This window comes from Agrobacterium sp. MA01, assembly GCF_009650195.1.
Lineage (GTDB): Bacteria > Pseudomonadota > Alphaproteobacteria > Rhizobiales > Rhizobiaceae > Allorhizobium.
The window spans coordinates 835,737-849,485 of the sequence record NZ_CP045854.1; the positions used below are offsets into that span (position 1 = coordinate 835,737).

Below are 13,749 nucleotides of genomic sequence, written 5' to 3' on the forward strand. Positions count from 1 at the left end.
ACTATGGCAACGATGAACGTATCCCTTCCCGATCCGATGAAGGCCTGGGTCGAGCGTCAGGCCGAGAGCGGTCGGTATGGCAATGCCAGCGACTATATCCGTGACCTGATCCGCAAGGATCAGGAGCGCATCGCAGCGTTCAACCAGCTTCAGGCCGCCATCACCAAGGGGATCGAAAGCGGCCCGCCGGAGCCCTTCGATCCCGAGGCCTTCAAGCGGCGGATGCGCGAGAGCCATGGCGCCCGCTAGCGCCCGCTACACCCTTGCGCCTGAGGCTCAGCGTGACCTCGAAACCGTCTGGGCCTATGGTGCGGAAACCTGCTCCACCGATCAGGCCGATCGCTATCTCGACGAACTCGTGCAGGCCTTCGACCGGGTTGCTCGGTCTCCAACGCTGTTTCGCGAACGTCTCGAGTTTATGCCGCCGGTCCGGATCTATCCCTATCGCGGTCATCTCATCGTTTATGTGGGTCTGGAAGGGCAGGTGACCATCCTGCGTATTCTCGGCGGTCGGCAGGATTGGCAGGCGATCCTAAGGGCGCTCGACTGACGCGCGTCCTGCCACTCCCTCGACAAGCCATGCCCCGCTCACTATGCATGACCGCATGCCCAAGACCCGCGACGATTCCTTGAAGGACACGGTGGCGAGCCGCATCAGCCGCGCGCTTGCGGAGCGTATCATCCATGGCGAACTCGTGCCCGGTTCGCGTCTGGGGCAGGACCATATTGCCGAGGAATTCGGCGCAAGCCATGTGCCCGTGCGCGAGGCCTTCCGCCGGCTGGAGGCGCAAGGCCTGGTCGTCTCGCTGCCCCGTCGGGGCGTGCGGGTCGCAAGCTTCGACCTGAAGCAGGTGCGCGAAGTCGCCGAAATGCGCGCGGCACTTGAAGTGCTCGCCCTGCGCCACGCCGCCCCCAACCTGACGCCGGAGGTGCTGGGCGCTGCCGAACAGGCCGCAGCCGACGCGGATGACGCCAAGGATGTTCGCACCTGGGAGGAGGCCAACCGCCGCTTCCACCGGCTGATCGTCTCGACCTGCGGCATGCCGCGTCTTCTTTCGGTCATCGACGACCTACACGCCGTCTCCGCCCGCTTCCTCTTCGTCGCCTGGCGCGCCACCTGGGAAGCCCGCACCGACCACGACCACCGCGCCATTCTCGAAGCACTGAAGTCCGGCGACGCGGCGGAGGCCGCCCGCATCCTGGAGCGCCACGTCCAATGGATCGGCCGCGCGCCGATGCCGGTGCCGGGCCGGGCTGAGACCGAAGGCTTTGCGATCGTCGGGTGAGCGTCGCCGAGCCGTTCCGCCGCACTCCACTCCCCCTTGAGGGGGGAGGTCGCCGCAAAGCGGCGGGTGGGGGTGAAACCCGCCGACCTGTCCGACTTCCGCCACGGGCCGTTTTGTGGGGCGAAAACCACCTCCGCCTTCGATCCCGGCCAGCGTCGCTGTCACCCCACCCCCGGACCTGCGGTCCGACCCTCCCCCTCAACGGGAGGGTGTTGGCGGCGCCGCCTCAGGCAAGTCCTCATCCAGGCAGAAGGGTGCCGCTCTCTACTGACCAGCCACCGCCCTGTGATGGGTGCGCCCTCTCTGGTGGCAAGCCCTCATCCTGAGGCGGGAGCGAACGCTCCCCTCGAAGGACGAGGGCGGGTGGCTCCTCCCGTGGCCTCGCCCTTCGAGGCCTGCTGGCGCAGGCACCTCAGGGTGAGGGGTGATCCTTTGCCCCTCATCCGCCTCCTGAGCCCGCCGAAGGGCGGCACCTTCTCCTTGGCTGCAGGGGAGAAGGCCAAAACGCTGACCGCGCGCACCTCCCTCTCCCCGCTTGCGGGCAGAGGGTAGGGTGACAGGCGCGGCCTCGCTCTAAAATTATAGATAAAAAGAGAGAAGAGGCGCAAAGCTATGCCATGCTCGGCAATCTTGATCCCCACCCCAGCGACCTTCTCCGAGATTCTTGCAGCCTTCATCTTGGCATTCGTCGATTCCATAGATAAAAGATTCTCCGCCACTTCAAATTATCTATAAAATGGAGATTGTCCATGACGACCATTCTTGCGCCCGCCGGCCGCGGTTTCGATCCGCTTGGCATATCGGGCCGTTCGCTTCCCGTGCAGGCCGCTCTTCTCCTCTTCGGCACGGGCGTGCTGGCGATCGCTTCGCAGATTTCAGTGCCCATGGTGCCGGTGCCGATCACCATGCAGACCTTCGCGCTGACCATGATCGGCGTGCTCTATGGCTGGCGCCTGGGCGTGCTCACCGTGCTTGCCTGGCTCGGCGAGGCGATGATGGGCCTGCCGGTTCTCGCCAATGGCGGCGGCGGTCTTGCGCCCTTCGTCGGCCCGACCGCCGGCTATCTCGTGGCCTTCCCGATCATCGCAGCGCTTGCCGGTTATCTCGCGAACAAGGGCTGGACGGGCAGCCATGTGGTCAAGAGCTTCCTCGCCCATTTCGCCGCCAACATCCTGTGCCTCGCCATCGGCGGCGCATGGCTTGCCTATCTCATCGGTGCCGAAAAGGGCTTGGCTCTTGGCGTCACGCCCTTCATCCTCGGCGCCGTGCTGAAATCGGCTCTCGCCGCCGCCCTGCTGATGGCGCTGGCCCGTCGCAAGGCACAGCCGCTCGACTTGTAAGCCTCTGACAACCGACTGATACACGCATGACCGTCCGGCTCCGCGCCCACCACCTGCTCTGCATGCTGACCTATGTCGGCAAGGGTTATTCGCCCGCCTTCGTCGAGAACTACGAGGTCATTGCCGCAAGGCTCTCGACCGGCGAGGAGATCGAGCTGGTGGCGGGGCCGGACGATATCTGCGGCCCGCTGACCGCAGACCCCGAGGCTCATTGCCATGGGGCAAGCGTCATCGAGCGGGACCGGGAGGCAGCAGACGCCGTCGCCCGCCTGATCGGCAGCCCGCTGCCGCTGGGTGCGCGTATCGCACCCTCAGCCGCACTGCTGGCGCGTCTGAGGAAGACCTTCGCCACCGGTGAGATCCGCACCGCCTGTTCGGGCTGCGAATGGTCGGAGCTTTGCGACAGCGTCGCGGACGGCGGATATCTGAGTGTGCGTGTTGCCCCCTGAGGCTGGCGGCGTCTCCTTATCCCCGCTCGCGGGGAGAAGGTGCCCGAAGGGCGGATGAGGGGGCGTATCTGGACCTGATGACACGTCCTAAAGCCTCTGGCAGACTGACCTCCGGAGGACCCGCCATGATCACCCTCGATACCCTGCGCCAGATCATCCTTGCCCTGCCGACCACGGAGGAAACGACCTCCTGGGGGCGTCCGTCCTTCAAGGTCAACGGCAAGGCCATGCTGTTCTGGAACCCGACCCATGACTGCCCGGTCTTCAAGGTCCCCTTCGAGGAGCGCGACCACCTGATTGAGATCGACCCCGACACCTTTTTCACCACCGATCATCACCGACCCCATAGGCTGGTGCTCGCCCGTCCGGACCGGCTCGACCTCGAATGGGCGCGGGAAAACCTGACGCATGTCTGGCGGACGCAGGCGAAGAAGGCCGTGGTGAAGGCCTGGGATGCCCGCGACTAGCGCGTGATACAGTCTCTGACGATGTTTCGCATCCGCTCCTCGGCCTCGCGCGCCATGCGTTCGATGACGAGGGAGGCAGGTTCCAGGGACCGCACAAGGTCGACAGCCTCGCCGACGATGACCGGCAACTGCTCGGTATCGCCGGTCGCCTGAGCGTCAAGATAGCGATGGCGAACCTGATCGATACTGTCTTTCAGCATTGCGAGACGGTCGTGCCATGCGCGGTACAAGCCGTTGTCGAGTGTCCGCAATTGCCATTGCGTTGGCCAATCATGGCCGCGTATCAGATCGAAGACCGTGCCCTTGACGGTCTCGTCCCCGGAGCCGGTGATCGCGGCGTTCTTTGCCGGGATGTTGGCAAGCGATTCCCGTGTCGCGTAGAGTGCCGTGCCGCACAGCACGCCGTCTGCTCCGAGCATGAGCGCAGCAGCCAGGCCCCGGCCGTCTGCAATGCCGCCTGCAGCGATGACGGGCGTTCCGGGGACGGCATCGACGACAGCCGGGACGAGCGGAAGCGTCGCGCGGCTGCCGCCATGACCACCGGCCTCGGTGCCCTGTGCGACGATCACCTGCGCCCCTTCGGCGACGGCAATCTTCGCCGCCTTTACCGTTTGAACCTGCGCGATGAGAGCGATGCCCGCGCGCGCGATTGCCGGTGCAAACTGCCCGACATCGCCGAACGAAAGGAAGATCGCTCTTGGAGATCGATCGAGGGCGATATCAAGCAGGCCGGGATCCCTGGCGAGTGCCCAGCTGATGAAGCCGACGCCGACCTTGGTATTGCCGGCGCGTTCGAATTCCTGCTCCAGCCAGCGCCGGTCGCCATAGCCGCCGCCGATCAGCCCCAGGCCTCCGGAATGACCGACCGCCGCCGCGAGGGCACCGCCTGCGATGCCAGCCATCGGCGCCGACAGGATCGGCACCGAGAGACCAAAGTTTTCGGTAATGCGGGTTCTGAGAGCCATGAAGCTTCAGGCGCCCCGCTTCGAAGCCTGTCGATACGCCTCGACAGGCAGGCCACCGATACCCCAGTCCTCCATCGCGACCTCATCGATGACGACAAAGGTTGTCGCAGGGGTCTTGTTCAGCACGTCCACGAGCAGTTTCGTCACTCCCTGGATGAGTTCGGCCTTCTGTGCAGCTGTTGCGCCCTCGCGGGTAATCTTGATGTTCACATAAGGCATCGCTTCAATGCTCCTGGGGCGGTCGCTCGATGATCTGGAAAACCTTGGCAATAATCTGCCACACTCCATCGACTTTCACGAATGTCAGGAAATCGACAAAGTCACGTGCGCCGATTGAGCACCGAACCCGGGCAAAGGCGGTGTTTTCGCCGGCGAATTCGATGGAGTCGATGTAGTCGTGCCGCGGTTCCTTGCGCGAGGCGGGGGACTGGCGTGCGGCAACGATCGGAAAATACTCCTCCATCGTGCGATGCAGGAACGGTGTTTCGTCGGCCGTCGCATAGATGGCGCGTGGGTGAAAGACACTCTGCAGCTTGGCAACATCGCAGAAATAGAGGGCATCGAAATAGACTTCGATGGCGGCTGCAATTCTCGGAAATTCCGTCGTCATCATCATGCAGCCTCGTCCGAAATCAGGCCTTCCGCCGCCAACGCCTTGCGCACTGCTGGTCGTGCGGCGATGCGCGCCACATAGGCAGCGACGACCGGCCAGCGGCCAAGAGCGACGCCGATGAAATTGCTCCAGTTGAGAACTACGAAGAGGTAGCTGTCGGCCACCGTGAATGTGGTGCCGAGAATGTATGGGCGTCCATCCTTGAGGGCGGCCTCAACATCGTCAATCCGCCGGAAAAGCCGGGTTTCGGCGCGTGCCCGCTCCTCGCCTTCGAACGGGCGACCGCTGAACCATGGGCTGAAGGCCTTGTGCAGTTCGGAGGAGGTGAAGTTCAGCCACTCCTGCAGGCGAACGCGCTCAAGTGTGCCGGCATTCGGCGTATAACCCGCGCCAGGCGCGAGATCCCCGAGATACTGAAGGATGGCCGGATTTTCCGTCAGCACCACACCAGGGGCGATTTTCAGTGCCGGGACGTACCCCTTCGGATTGATGGTCCGGTAATCCTCTCCTTCCGACGTGGTGCCGGTTTCGGTATCGACGCTGACCGCATCGAAGTCGCGGTCCAGTTCAGTGAGAATGATGCGAGACGCCAGAGAACAGGCGCCGTGCTTGAAATAAAGCAACATGGATAGATCCTTGTCTGTGTTGGACGAAGAGACCTTATGGCGTGTGGTAACACTTGAAAACCAGGTTTCTTATGGTTACTGGATATTCAGGTTTCTCCACGGTAACTCGAAACGGCCATGACCCTGAAAATCCGAAAAAACCGAAGCGAACGCCCGCCCCAGAGCTGCGTTCTGACGGAGTGCATGTCGATCATCGGCGGCGCCTGGGCGCCGAACGTCATCTGGCACCTGCGCGGCGGTCCACGCCGCTTCAACGAATTGCGCCTCGACATTCCGCCCGTCTCGGCCAAGGTCCTGTCGCAGCGCCTGAAGGATCTGGAGGCGCGTGGTGTGATTTCCCGGACCATTCAGCCGACGACGCCGCCATCGGTGGAGTATGCACTCACAGCACTGGGGCAGGAGCTGGTTCCGGCCCTTGTGGCCATCGTCGCGGTCGGTGAAAAACTGAAGGCGACCCAGACGTCCGGGTCGGCCGTCTCTTCCTGATTGCCAGGTTTTTCTGCTTTGCTTGATCACTAAGTTCGCCGTGCATCGAAAGATGGCGCGCCACGCCATCCCACCCCCGCACAAAATCTCACCCCGTCTTCACCCTTCAGTAACCAAGTTCGGTAACCATAAGCCTCACATCCCGTGCTGCGTCAGCGTAAGAGTGAGTAACCGATGGCTTCTGTATTTCCGATTGCCGAACTCCGCCGTTCGTCCGACCCGCTGGCCTGGGTCGACAGCATCATCAAGGGCGATTGCGTTTCCGCCCTCGAAGCCCTTCCCGATAAATCCGTCGACGTCATCTTCGCCGATCCGCCGTACAATCTTCAGCTTGGCGGCGCTCTCCACCGTCCGGACCAGAGCCTCGTCGACGCCTGCGACGACGAATGGGACCAGTTCGCCTCGTTCGAAGCCTATGACGCCTTCACCCGCGCCTGGTTACTCGCCTGCCGCCGCGTACTGAAGCCGACCGGCACGATCTGGGTCATTGGCAGCTATCACAATATCTTCCGCGTCGGAGCGACGTTGCAGGATCTCAACTTCTGGATCCTCAACGACATCGTCTGGCGCAAGACCAACCCGATGCCGAATTTCAAGGGCCGCCGTTTCCAGAACGCCCATGAGACGATGATCTGGGCCTCGCCCGATCCGAAGGCCAAGGGTTACACCTTCAATTACGATGCGCTGAAGGCCTCGAACGACGATGTCCAGATGCGCTCCGACTGGCTCTTCCCGATCTGCTCGGGTGGAGAGCGGCTGAAGGGCGATGACGGCAAGAAGGTCCACCCGACCCAGAAGCCGGAAGCCCTGCTCGCCCGCGTCATCATGGCCTCGACCAAGCCGGGGGATATCGTACTCGATCCCTTCTTCGGTTCCGGCACCACGGGTGCGGTGGCAAAACGTCTCGGCCGCCATTTTGTCGGCATCGAGCGCGAGCAGGATTACATCGATGCAGCCTCTGCCCGCATCGCCGCCGTCGAGCCTTTGGGCAAGGTCGAGCTGACGGTCCTGACCGGCAAGAAGGCCGAACCCCGGGTCGCCTTCAACGTTCTCCTGGAAGCAGGCCTCGTGAAGCCCGGCCAGATCCTGACCGATGCCAAGCGCCGCCACTCCGCCATCATCCGCGCCGACGGCACGCTGACGGCAAACGGCGAGGCCGGCTCGATCCACCGCGTCGGCGCCCGCGTCCAGGGTATGGATGCCTGCAACGGCTGGACCTTCTGGCATGTCGAAGAAAAGGGTGCCCTGAAGCCGATCGACGATTTGCGTGCGGTCATCCGCAGCCGCATGGGCGGCCTGGAGTAAAGACATCGGATCGGCGCCCAAATTGCGCCGATCCGATTCTCAGTTAAATTAGAATAACTTCACATTCTTGTGATCAGCTTCGAGCAAGTCGAAGCCTTTAATCGGGCTGCATTCGATCTCAAGGGATCGATCTGGCGCGGGCAGGGGTCCGCCAACTCCACCCGCGCCAGCGCCTCGCTCTCAGGCAATGCCCAGAGTCAGGGCTTACCCGACACCCTCCAGCTCACCTTATGTCCCGGATCTCGATCTGCGTGACGGAAACGCATGCCGAGTGATAGGAAACACTTGATCAGGCGTTGTGCACACGCCACCATCCGGTTAGGCGGCAGGCCATTGGGGGATTGCCCGGTCAGAGGTGCAGCATGGTCCGGCTTTCCAGGAAATTCCTCGCCATTCTTGTATTCGCGCTTCTGGGATTGGCGCATAATGCGTCTGCGGAAACCTGTCCGACCTTGGACGGCTTCGCCCCGCTTGAGGACATGGCCGTCTACGAAGGTGCCTGCCTCTACGGCGCGGAAGATGCCGGCTTTGTGCGCTTTGATCTGCCCGTCGGCCCGATGAAGGGTAGGGCCCCCTCCGAGCTCAAGCCGGTTGAGGGGCATCTGCAGCGTCGCCTCTATGTCGCTCCCGAAGGCGCAAGTGCTGCCGACGTCTTTCTCAACTATCGCACGTCGTTGATAGGCGCCGGTTTTTCACCCCTGTTCGAATGTGTCGGCCGAGCCTGCGGCAGCAACAACGCCCTCTTGGGCAAGGTGGTCATCTATCCGGCAAATCGGAGGCTGCGCAATCTGGGGACCGCCTCAGAGTTCGCGCTCTATATCAAGGATGGCGAGCACTACATGGCAGCCGTTTCAGCAGATGGTACGCGCCATGTAGCGCTCTACGTCGCACAAAACCAGAAAGCACCACTCGCGGGAAATGCATCCGAACGCGCGGCTGTCCATCTGGAACTCGTCACGTCTTCCGCACTCGAAACCCGCATGATCGATGCCGCAGCCATGGCCAAGGGCATCTCGGACGAGGGGCATATAGCCCTCGACAATGTCTATTTCGACTTCGGCACCGCCACCCTTTCCGCCGAAGCCGCCCCGGCGATTGCCGAGATGACGAAGCTCCTGACCTCGAACCCGGGGCTGAAGGTCTATATCGTCGGCCACACCGATTGGATCGGGGATGCCGAGACGAACTTGTCGCTGTCACAAAAGCGCGCCCAAGCGGTCATGGCAGCACTGGTGTCGGCGGGCATCTCGAAAGAACGCCTCGCCGCCGCCGGAATGGGCATGCTGGCACCGCGTGCCAGCAACCAGACAGAGCCGGGCCGCGCCATGAACCGCCGCGTGGAACTGGTCGAGCGACCCGGTTGATGAACGAGGGATGATCCGTGTTCGCGGGGCACCCACTAGGTAAACCACCCGGAAAATCAGGCGGAGACGCCCAGCCCCTGCAGATCCGCCTTGAGCTTTTCCGCTCCGGTAAAATGCACCGCCTGCCAGCCGGCAGCCCGCGCGCCTTCGACATTCGCCAGACTGTCGTCGATGAAGACGGAGTGCTCTGGTGATAGGCCGAAATCAACAGCATGTCGCTCATAGATCGCCACATCAGGCTTGATCAGCCCCACTTCGCCCGAAACCGTGACGCCGCGTGGCAGGTTCAGGAAAGGATACATCTTCCGCGCTTCGGAAAACGTGTCGGCGGCGAAATTGGTGAGCATGGTCACGTCCCGGCCCGAATCGATCAGCCCGGTCATGATGGAAACGCTATCGTCATAGGCATGCGGCACCATCTCGGCCCAGTGCTTCCGGAAGGCGCGGATATGCGCTTCCTTTTCCGGAAATTCCCCGATCAGCAGCGCCTCGGCGTCGGCCCAGTTGCGGCCGCGATCCTGCTCGATGTTCCAGTCATGGGTACAGACCCGGGCGAAGAAATCCGCCCGTTCTGCTGGGTCCGGGATGATCCGCTGATACGGCAGGTTCGGATCGTAATGGATCAGCACCTTGCCGATGTCGAAAACGATATGGCGGATTTCGGTCATGTCTTAGCCCTTAGGAGTTGGAAAGGCGGTTGGAATAGCGGCCGCAATTGCCTTCTTCATGACAGTCGGCAGCGCTTGCCCATCAAGTTCGGTGACGGGCACCCAGAAACCGTGATTGACAGAGGGGCGGTCGATCGGCCCGACGCGGAAGATCGAGAGCCGAAGCTCGAAATGGGTGAAGGCATGGGAGATCGCGCCCGCCGCCTGCCACTCGGCCGGGAAGGGGGCTGCTTTCGTCCCCGTCTCCCCGTCCTGCCGCGAGGTCCACTCGGTCGTCGGCACCTCCGTCATCCCCCCGAGCAGCCCGCTTTCCACCCGCTTGCGCAGCAGGATGTTGCCATCGCGATCAACAGCGATGAAGGCCGCCCCCAGCCGCACCGGTTTCGCCTTCTTTGCCGCCTTCACCGGAAAACGCTCCGGCTCGTCGGTGGCCAGAGCCAGACAGGCACCGTTGAACGGACAGAGCGCGCAGGCCGGCCGCTTCGGAGTGCAGATCGTGGCGCCGAGATCCATCATCGCCTGGGCAAAGTCCCCGGGCCGGTCGGTCGGCGTCAGCTCCGCCACCTTCGCCTTCATCTGCGGCTTCGATCCCGGAAGCGGCGCCTCGATGGCAAAGAGCCGCGAGATCACCCGCTCGACATTGCCGTCCATGACAGCGGATGGCCGGTTGAAGGCGATTGCCGCAACCGCAGCCGAGGTATAGTCGCCGATGCCGGGCAGTGCCCTTAAACCCTCTTCGGTATCGGGAAAGACGCCGCCATGATCGAAAGCCACGGCCTCTGCGCATTTCTTCAGATTGCGGGCGCGGGCGTAGTAGCCGAGCCCCGCCCAGGCCGCCATCACATCCTCGGTGGGCGCTTCTGCCAGATCCCTGACCGTCGGCCATCTCGCAATGAACTTGGCAAAATAGGCCTTCACCGCGGCAACCGTCGTCTGCTGCAGCATCACCTCCGACATCCAGATGTGATAGGGATCGGGTCTCACACCACGCTTCGCCGCAGCGGGCGAGATGCGCCAGGGAAGCTCGCGGTGATGCCGGTCATACCAGGCGAGAAGCATGGGAGCCGTCGGTCTTGTCGATGCTTTGCTGGGGAGTGTCACGCCGGTCATTTGCGAAGAGAGGGGAGGATGGCCTATATCTGACCAAAGCAGTCGCCCGTTCAAGGGCCGATGTGAAGGATCCCCAGAGGTCATGGCCACATTCAAGGGCGCAAACCAGATTTCCGAGATTGCCAACGGCATCGTCGACCCGGTGCTGGCAAGGCGTGCGGGCATCAACACGGCGCTGCTCGGCTCCTGGGAAGACATCGTTGGCGAAGGTTTTGCCGATTGTACCCGGCCCGAAAAGATCGCCTGGCCACGCCGCTCCGATCTGCCTGAGGATGGCGGCCATCGTCCAGGCGTGCTGACGGTTGCCTGCGAAGGCGCGCGTGCGCTCTTTCTCTCCCATGCCCAGGGCGAGCTGATCGCCCGCATCAACGGCTTCTTCGGCTATCCCGCGATCGGCCAGGTTCGCATCGTCCAGAAACCTGTTTCGGTGGCGATTACGAGACCCCGCATCCGCAAGCTGGAAGGTGAGAAGGCCCGCCGGCTCGAAGCGATGATGGACGGCATTGAAAACGAGAACCTCCGCCGCGCCGTCGAGCGTCTGGGCACCGCCGTCTTGCAGGCGAAACGCAAATAGCCACCGGCTCTCCCCTCTGGCCCCGACCCGTTAAACCTGCGGGTTTTCCCCGTCGATCTCCGCCTTTCCTGCAGCTGATCCGGCCAAGTTTGGGCCGATCCGGATGGTCGCGTTGCCCGCCACGCCAGCGCCGTCTACCAGTCGGTGAGCCGGCATGTCATCCCCGGCGGCGAATGCCTTTTCAAGAGCAGGAAAAGCCGTGAACATCCACAATCCAGCGCCCGCCCCGGATCGCAAGACCGCGGTCGATGTCGTCCCACGGCAGCGTGCATGGCGTTATCCTGTTCCGAGCGCGGCGAGGCGCTATGTCGCTCCCGTGCTGTTTGCACTGATCGCCGGCATCGATGGCCTCGGCACCAGCATCGCCTTCGCCGCGCTGATCTTTGCCGGACCGCTGGCTGCGGGCTTTTCCACGGGCGTCGGCGTCATCCTCATGTCCAGCATCGTCATGGCGCTGTGGATTGCGCTGCGCAGCCGCTATCCCTCAAGCATCGGACAGGTGCAGGAGGCGAGCATCGCCATCCTTGCGACCGCGATTGCAACTGCGACCCTGCAGCTCGAACTGGCCCCCGAGGAGGTCAAGGTCGCCACCGCCTTTGCCATTCTCGGATCGAGTGCCGTGGTCACCGGTGTGGTCTTCTGGCTCTTCGGCCTTGGCCGCTTCGGCCGGCTCGTGCGTTTCATGCCCTATCCGGTCGTCGCCGGTTTCCTCGCCGGCTCGGGCTGGCTGCTCATCCAGGGCGCCGTCATGATGATCATTGGCGACCGCAACCTCGTCGATCTTCTCGTCCGCCCCGAGAGGCAGCAGGCGGTCGCCAATCTCTATGTCGCCGTCGTCTTCGCCATCGTCATGGTCTTTGCCATCAGGCGCTCGACGAGCCCACTGACCATGCCGCTGGTGCTTATCGGTGGCGGCGCCCTGTTCTACGCGATGCTGGCGGTGATCGGGGTCGACAGCGAGCAGGCGAGGGCAATGCAATGGCTGCCTGCCATGCCCTCAGGGCCGGGCTTTGCCCTCCCGCAACCGCTTGAAATCCTTTCCACTGCCAATTGGTCCGTTGTCCTGCAGGTCCTGCCGGCGATCATTTCCGTCGCGCTGCTCGGCATGGTCGGGCTGCTTCTCAACACCAGCGGTCTCGAAGTCGCGACCCGCCAGGAAATCGACGCCGATGCCGAACTGCGCACGACCGGCATTGCCAATATCGTCGCCGGCGGCTTCGGCGGTGCGCCCGGCTTCACCGGCCTGTCGATGACACTGCTCGCAAACCGCATGGGGGCGAAGGCCCGTTCCGTCGGTATCGCGACTGCCCTGATGCTGGCGCTGATGCTGCCCTTTGCCGGCGAGCTGGCCGGCGCCATGCCGACTTTTGTGGCCGCCGGCCTGATGATCGCACTCGGCGTCGAGCTGATCCAGGACTGGCTGTGGCGCACGCGCACCCAACTGCCGCGCATGGAGTGGCTGGTCGTCCTCGCCATTCCCCTCGGCATGGCCGCCTTCGGCTTCATGGGCGGCATGGCGCTTGGACTTGCGCTGTCCATCGCCAGCTTCGTCTACAACTATGCCCGCCTTTCGGTGATCCGCGTCAATGCCTCGCTGCGTGAACGCAAGAGCAGCATCGACCGCCCTCCGGCAGAAAACAGCCTGATCGAACTGGAGGGTGAGCAGGTCCAGGTGCTCGAACTGCAGGAATTCCTGTTCTTCGGCACGGCGGAACAGATCATCGAGGCGATCCGCCGCCGCCAGCAGGATCGCAGCCGCCTGTCGCTGCGCTTCGTCGTCATCGATTTCCGCCGCGTCAGCGGCATGGATGCGGCCGCTGCCGCCACCTTCGTGAAGATCCGCAACCTCCTGGCCGGCAGCGAGGTCGAGCTCGTCTTCAGCAGCCTCTCGCCTGAGATCGAGCAGGCTCTGGCGAGAAACGGCATCGATTTCGTCTCCGATCTTTCGGTCGGCCGCGAACGTGACCTCGACCATGCCCTGGAGCGCTGCGAGGAACGGCTGATCGCCACCATAAGTCGCGAAGAGACCTGGCAGGATATCGAGGATTATTTCGTCCAGACCATTGGTCCGAGCGCACGGCTGAAGGACCTGGTCGCCTCGATGGAGGAAATCCGCCTCCAGCCGGGTGACCGTTTCATACGGGCGGGGGAACCGGGAGAGGATCTCTTCCTGCTCTGGACCGGCCGCGCCAAGGTCGAGGCCGTGCTCGCCAACGGCAAGCGCCTGCGTTTGAGAACCGTCAAGCCCGGCGTCGTGCTCGGCGAGATTGCCATCTATCGCGGTGGACCACGCACGGCCGACGTCGTGGCTGACGTGCCCTCGACCGTCTATCGCCTGGCCCGGCGCCAGCTGCGTTATCTCGAACAGGCAGACCCCGAGCTGGCGCTTCTCGTCCACCGCCTCTGCGCAACCACGCTCGCCGAGCGGCTCACCATTGCCAACCGCGTGGTGCAGTCGCTGCACGAGTAAGGACGTAGACGCTCGTGACGCTACAG

The 13,749-nt window shown here is 63.3% G+C and carries 17 protein-coding genes; 11 read left to right on the forward strand and 6 right to left on the reverse strand.

All coding sequences use genetic code 11. The annotated features are described in order from the left end of the window. Window positions 1-3 precede the first annotated feature (3 nt). From GH983_RS03935 to GH983_RS03960, 6 genes are all read left to right on the forward strand, one after another. On the forward strand, window positions 4-249 hold the full coding sequence (locus GH983_RS03935; protein WP_153761676.1) for a type II toxin-antitoxin system ParD family antitoxin: 246 nt from the start codon (window positions 4-6) through the stop codon (window positions 247-249). Continuing rightward, window positions 236-550, forward strand: a complete 315-nt coding sequence (locus GH983_RS03940) for a type II toxin-antitoxin system RelE/ParE family toxin (protein ID WP_153761677.1) — start codon at window positions 236-238, stop codon at window positions 548-550. The genes GH983_RS03935 and GH983_RS03940 overlap by 14 nt, the downstream gene beginning before the upstream one ends. Before the next feature lie 55 nt (window positions 551-605). Continuing rightward, window positions 606-1,286, forward strand: coding sequence for a GntR family transcriptional regulator (locus GH983_RS03945; protein WP_153761678.1), 681 nt, complete (start codon window positions 606-608; stop codon window positions 1,284-1,286). A 749-nt stretch (window positions 1,287-2,035) separates the two neighbouring features. Further along, the gene (locus GH983_RS03950; RefSeq protein ID WP_153761679.1) at window positions 2,036-2,626 is read left to right on the forward strand and encodes a biotin transporter BioY; all 591 of its coding nucleotides are present in this window, start codon (window positions 2,036-2,038) and stop codon (window positions 2,624-2,626) included. A 26-nt stretch (window positions 2,627-2,652) separates the two neighbouring features. Further along, window positions 2,653-3,075: a DUF1284 domain-containing protein gene (locus GH983_RS03955; protein ID WP_153761680.1), complete on the forward strand. Its 423-nt coding sequence runs from the start codon at window positions 2,653-2,655 to the stop codon at window positions 3,073-3,075. 125 nt (window positions 3,076-3,200) lie between these two features. Beyond that, entirely contained in the window at window positions 3,201-3,542 is a 342-nt protein-coding gene (locus GH983_RS03960; RefSeq protein WP_153761681.1) for an MmcQ/YjbR family DNA-binding protein, read from the forward strand. Here the strand turns inward: GH983_RS03960 and GH983_RS03965 are convergent. From GH983_RS03965 to GH983_RS03980, 4 genes are read right to left on the reverse strand one after another with little or no spacing between them, the layout of a single operon-like run. Beyond that, the gene (locus GH983_RS03965; protein ID WP_054149196.1) at window positions 3,539-4,507 is read right to left on the reverse strand and encodes a nitronate monooxygenase family protein; all 969 of its coding nucleotides are present in this window, start codon (window positions 4,505-4,507) and stop codon (window positions 3,539-3,541) included. The two genes, GH983_RS03960 and GH983_RS03965, sit on opposite strands and share 4 nt — an antisense overlap. Before the next feature lie 6 nt (window positions 4,508-4,513). Further along, window positions 4,514-4,726, reverse strand: a complete 213-nt coding sequence (locus GH983_RS03970; RefSeq protein WP_054149195.1) for a 4-oxalocrotonate tautomerase family protein — start codon at window positions 4,724-4,726, stop codon at window positions 4,514-4,516. 4 nt (window positions 4,727-4,730) lie between these two features. Then, a complete protein-coding gene (locus GH983_RS03975) occupies window positions 4,731-5,123 on the reverse strand; it encodes a nuclear transport factor 2 family protein (protein WP_245280836.1) in 393 nt (130 codons plus the stop codon). Further along, window positions 5,120-5,746 (reverse strand): glutathione S-transferase C-terminal domain-containing protein, encoded by a 627-nt coding sequence (locus GH983_RS03980; RefSeq protein ID WP_054149194.1) that lies wholly within the window; start codon window positions 5,744-5,746, stop codon window positions 5,120-5,122. The genes GH983_RS03975 and GH983_RS03980 overlap by 4 nt, the downstream gene beginning before the upstream one ends. A gap of 183 nt (window positions 5,747-5,929) precedes the next feature. Here GH983_RS03980 and GH983_RS03985 point away from each other — a divergent pair, with 183 nt between their 5' ends. The 3 genes from GH983_RS03985 to GH983_RS03995 all read left to right on the forward strand — a co-directional run bounded on the left by GH983_RS03985 (window position 5,930) and on the right by GH983_RS03995 (window position 8,901). Beyond that, window positions 5,930-6,232, forward strand: coding sequence for a helix-turn-helix domain-containing protein (locus GH983_RS03985; protein ID WP_245280835.1), 303 nt, complete (start codon window positions 5,930-5,932; stop codon window positions 6,230-6,232). Window positions 6,233-6,406: 174 nt separating this feature from the next. Then, a complete protein-coding gene (locus tag GH983_RS03990; protein ID WP_153761682.1) occupies window positions 6,407-7,537 on the forward strand; it encodes a site-specific DNA-methyltransferase in 1,131 nt (376 codons plus the stop codon). A gap of 362 nt (window positions 7,538-7,899) precedes the next feature. Continuing rightward, window positions 7,900-8,901, forward strand: a complete 1,002-nt coding sequence (locus GH983_RS03995; RefSeq protein WP_153761683.1) for an OmpA family protein — start codon at window positions 7,900-7,902, stop codon at window positions 8,899-8,901. Between the two features lie 56 nt (window positions 8,902-8,957). Here GH983_RS03995 and GH983_RS04000 read toward each other — a convergent pair whose 3' ends face one another. Both GH983_RS04000 and mutY read right to left on the reverse strand, forming a co-directional pair. Continuing rightward, complete coding sequence (locus GH983_RS04000; RefSeq protein WP_153761684.1) at window positions 8,958-9,569, reverse strand: HAD family phosphatase; 612 nt, start codon at window positions 9,567-9,569, stop codon at window positions 8,958-8,960. A gap of 3 nt (window positions 9,570-9,572) precedes the next feature. Beyond that, window positions 9,573-10,679, reverse strand: a complete 1,107-nt coding sequence (gene mutY, locus GH983_RS04005) for an A/G-specific adenine glycosylase (RefSeq protein ID WP_153761685.1) — start codon at window positions 10,677-10,679, stop codon at window positions 9,573-9,575. A gap of 82 nt (window positions 10,680-10,761) precedes the next feature. Between mutY and GH983_RS04010 the strand changes: the two genes are divergently transcribed. Further along, complete coding sequence (locus GH983_RS04010; protein WP_054149188.1) at window positions 10,762-11,253, forward strand: DUF721 domain-containing protein; 492 nt, start codon at window positions 10,762-10,764, stop codon at window positions 11,251-11,253. Window positions 11,254-11,452: 199 nt separating this feature from the next. Then, window positions 11,453-13,723: a SulP family inorganic anion transporter gene (locus GH983_RS04015; protein WP_194842780.1), complete on the forward strand. Its 2,271-nt coding sequence runs from the start codon at window positions 11,453-11,455 to the stop codon at window positions 13,721-13,723. The last annotated feature ends 26 nt before the right edge of the window (window positions 13,724-13,749 follow it).

What these genes read in the sequence shown, in the direction of transcription:
- mutY (WP_153761685.1), bottom strand. Translation starts at nt 10,679, where the DNA reads ATGACCGGCGTGACACTCCCCAGCAAAGCATCGACAAGACCGACGGCT.
- GH983_RS03970 (WP_054149195.1), bottom strand. Translation starts at nt 4,726, where the DNA reads ATGCCTTATGTGAACATCAAGATTACCCGCGAGGGCGCAACAGCTGCA.
- GH983_RS04000 (WP_153761684.1), bottom strand. Translation starts at nt 9,569, where the DNA reads ATGACCGAAATCCGCCATATCGTTTTCGACATCGGCAAGGTGCTGATC.
- GH983_RS03995 (WP_153761683.1), top strand. Translation starts at nt 7,900, where the DNA reads ATGGTCCGGCTTTCCAGGAAATTCCTCGCCATTCTTGTATTCGCGCTT.
- GH983_RS03985 (WP_245280835.1), top strand. Translation starts at nt 5,930, where the DNA reads ATGTCGATCATCGGCGGCGCCTGGGCGCCGAACGTCATCTGGCACCTG.
- GH983_RS03950 (WP_153761679.1), top strand. Translation starts at nt 2,036, where the DNA reads ATGACGACCATTCTTGCGCCCGCCGGCCGCGGTTTCGATCCGCTTGGC.
- GH983_RS03975 (WP_245280836.1), bottom strand. Translation starts at nt 5,123, where the DNA reads ATGATGATGACGACGGAATTTCCGAGAATTGCAGCCGCCATCGAAGTC.
- GH983_RS03990 (WP_153761682.1), top strand. Translation starts at nt 6,407, where the DNA reads ATGGCTTCTGTATTTCCGATTGCCGAACTCCGCCGTTCGTCCGACCCG.
- GH983_RS03955 (WP_153761680.1), top strand. Translation starts at nt 2,653, where the DNA reads ATGACCGTCCGGCTCCGCGCCCACCACCTGCTCTGCATGCTGACCTAT.
- GH983_RS03935 (WP_153761676.1), top strand. Translation starts at nt 4, where the DNA reads ATGGCAACGATGAACGTATCCCTTCCCGATCCGATGAAGGCCTGGGTC.
- GH983_RS03940 (WP_153761677.1), top strand. Translation starts at nt 236, where the DNA reads ATGGCGCCCGCTAGCGCCCGCTACACCCTTGCGCCTGAGGCTCAGCGT.
- GH983_RS03945 (WP_153761678.1), top strand. Translation starts at nt 606, where the DNA reads ATGCCCAAGACCCGCGACGATTCCTTGAAGGACACGGTGGCGAGCCGC.
- GH983_RS04010 (WP_054149188.1), top strand. Translation starts at nt 10,762, where the DNA reads ATGGCCACATTCAAGGGCGCAAACCAGATTTCCGAGATTGCCAACGGC.
- GH983_RS03980 (WP_054149194.1), bottom strand. Translation starts at nt 5,746, where the DNA reads ATGTTGCTTTATTTCAAGCACGGCGCCTGTTCTCTGGCGTCTCGCATC.
- GH983_RS03960 (WP_153761681.1), top strand. Translation starts at nt 3,201, where the DNA reads ATGATCACCCTCGATACCCTGCGCCAGATCATCCTTGCCCTGCCGACC.
- GH983_RS03965 (WP_054149196.1), bottom strand. Translation starts at nt 4,507, where the DNA reads ATGGCTCTCAGAACCCGCATTACCGAAAACTTTGGTCTCTCGGTGCCG.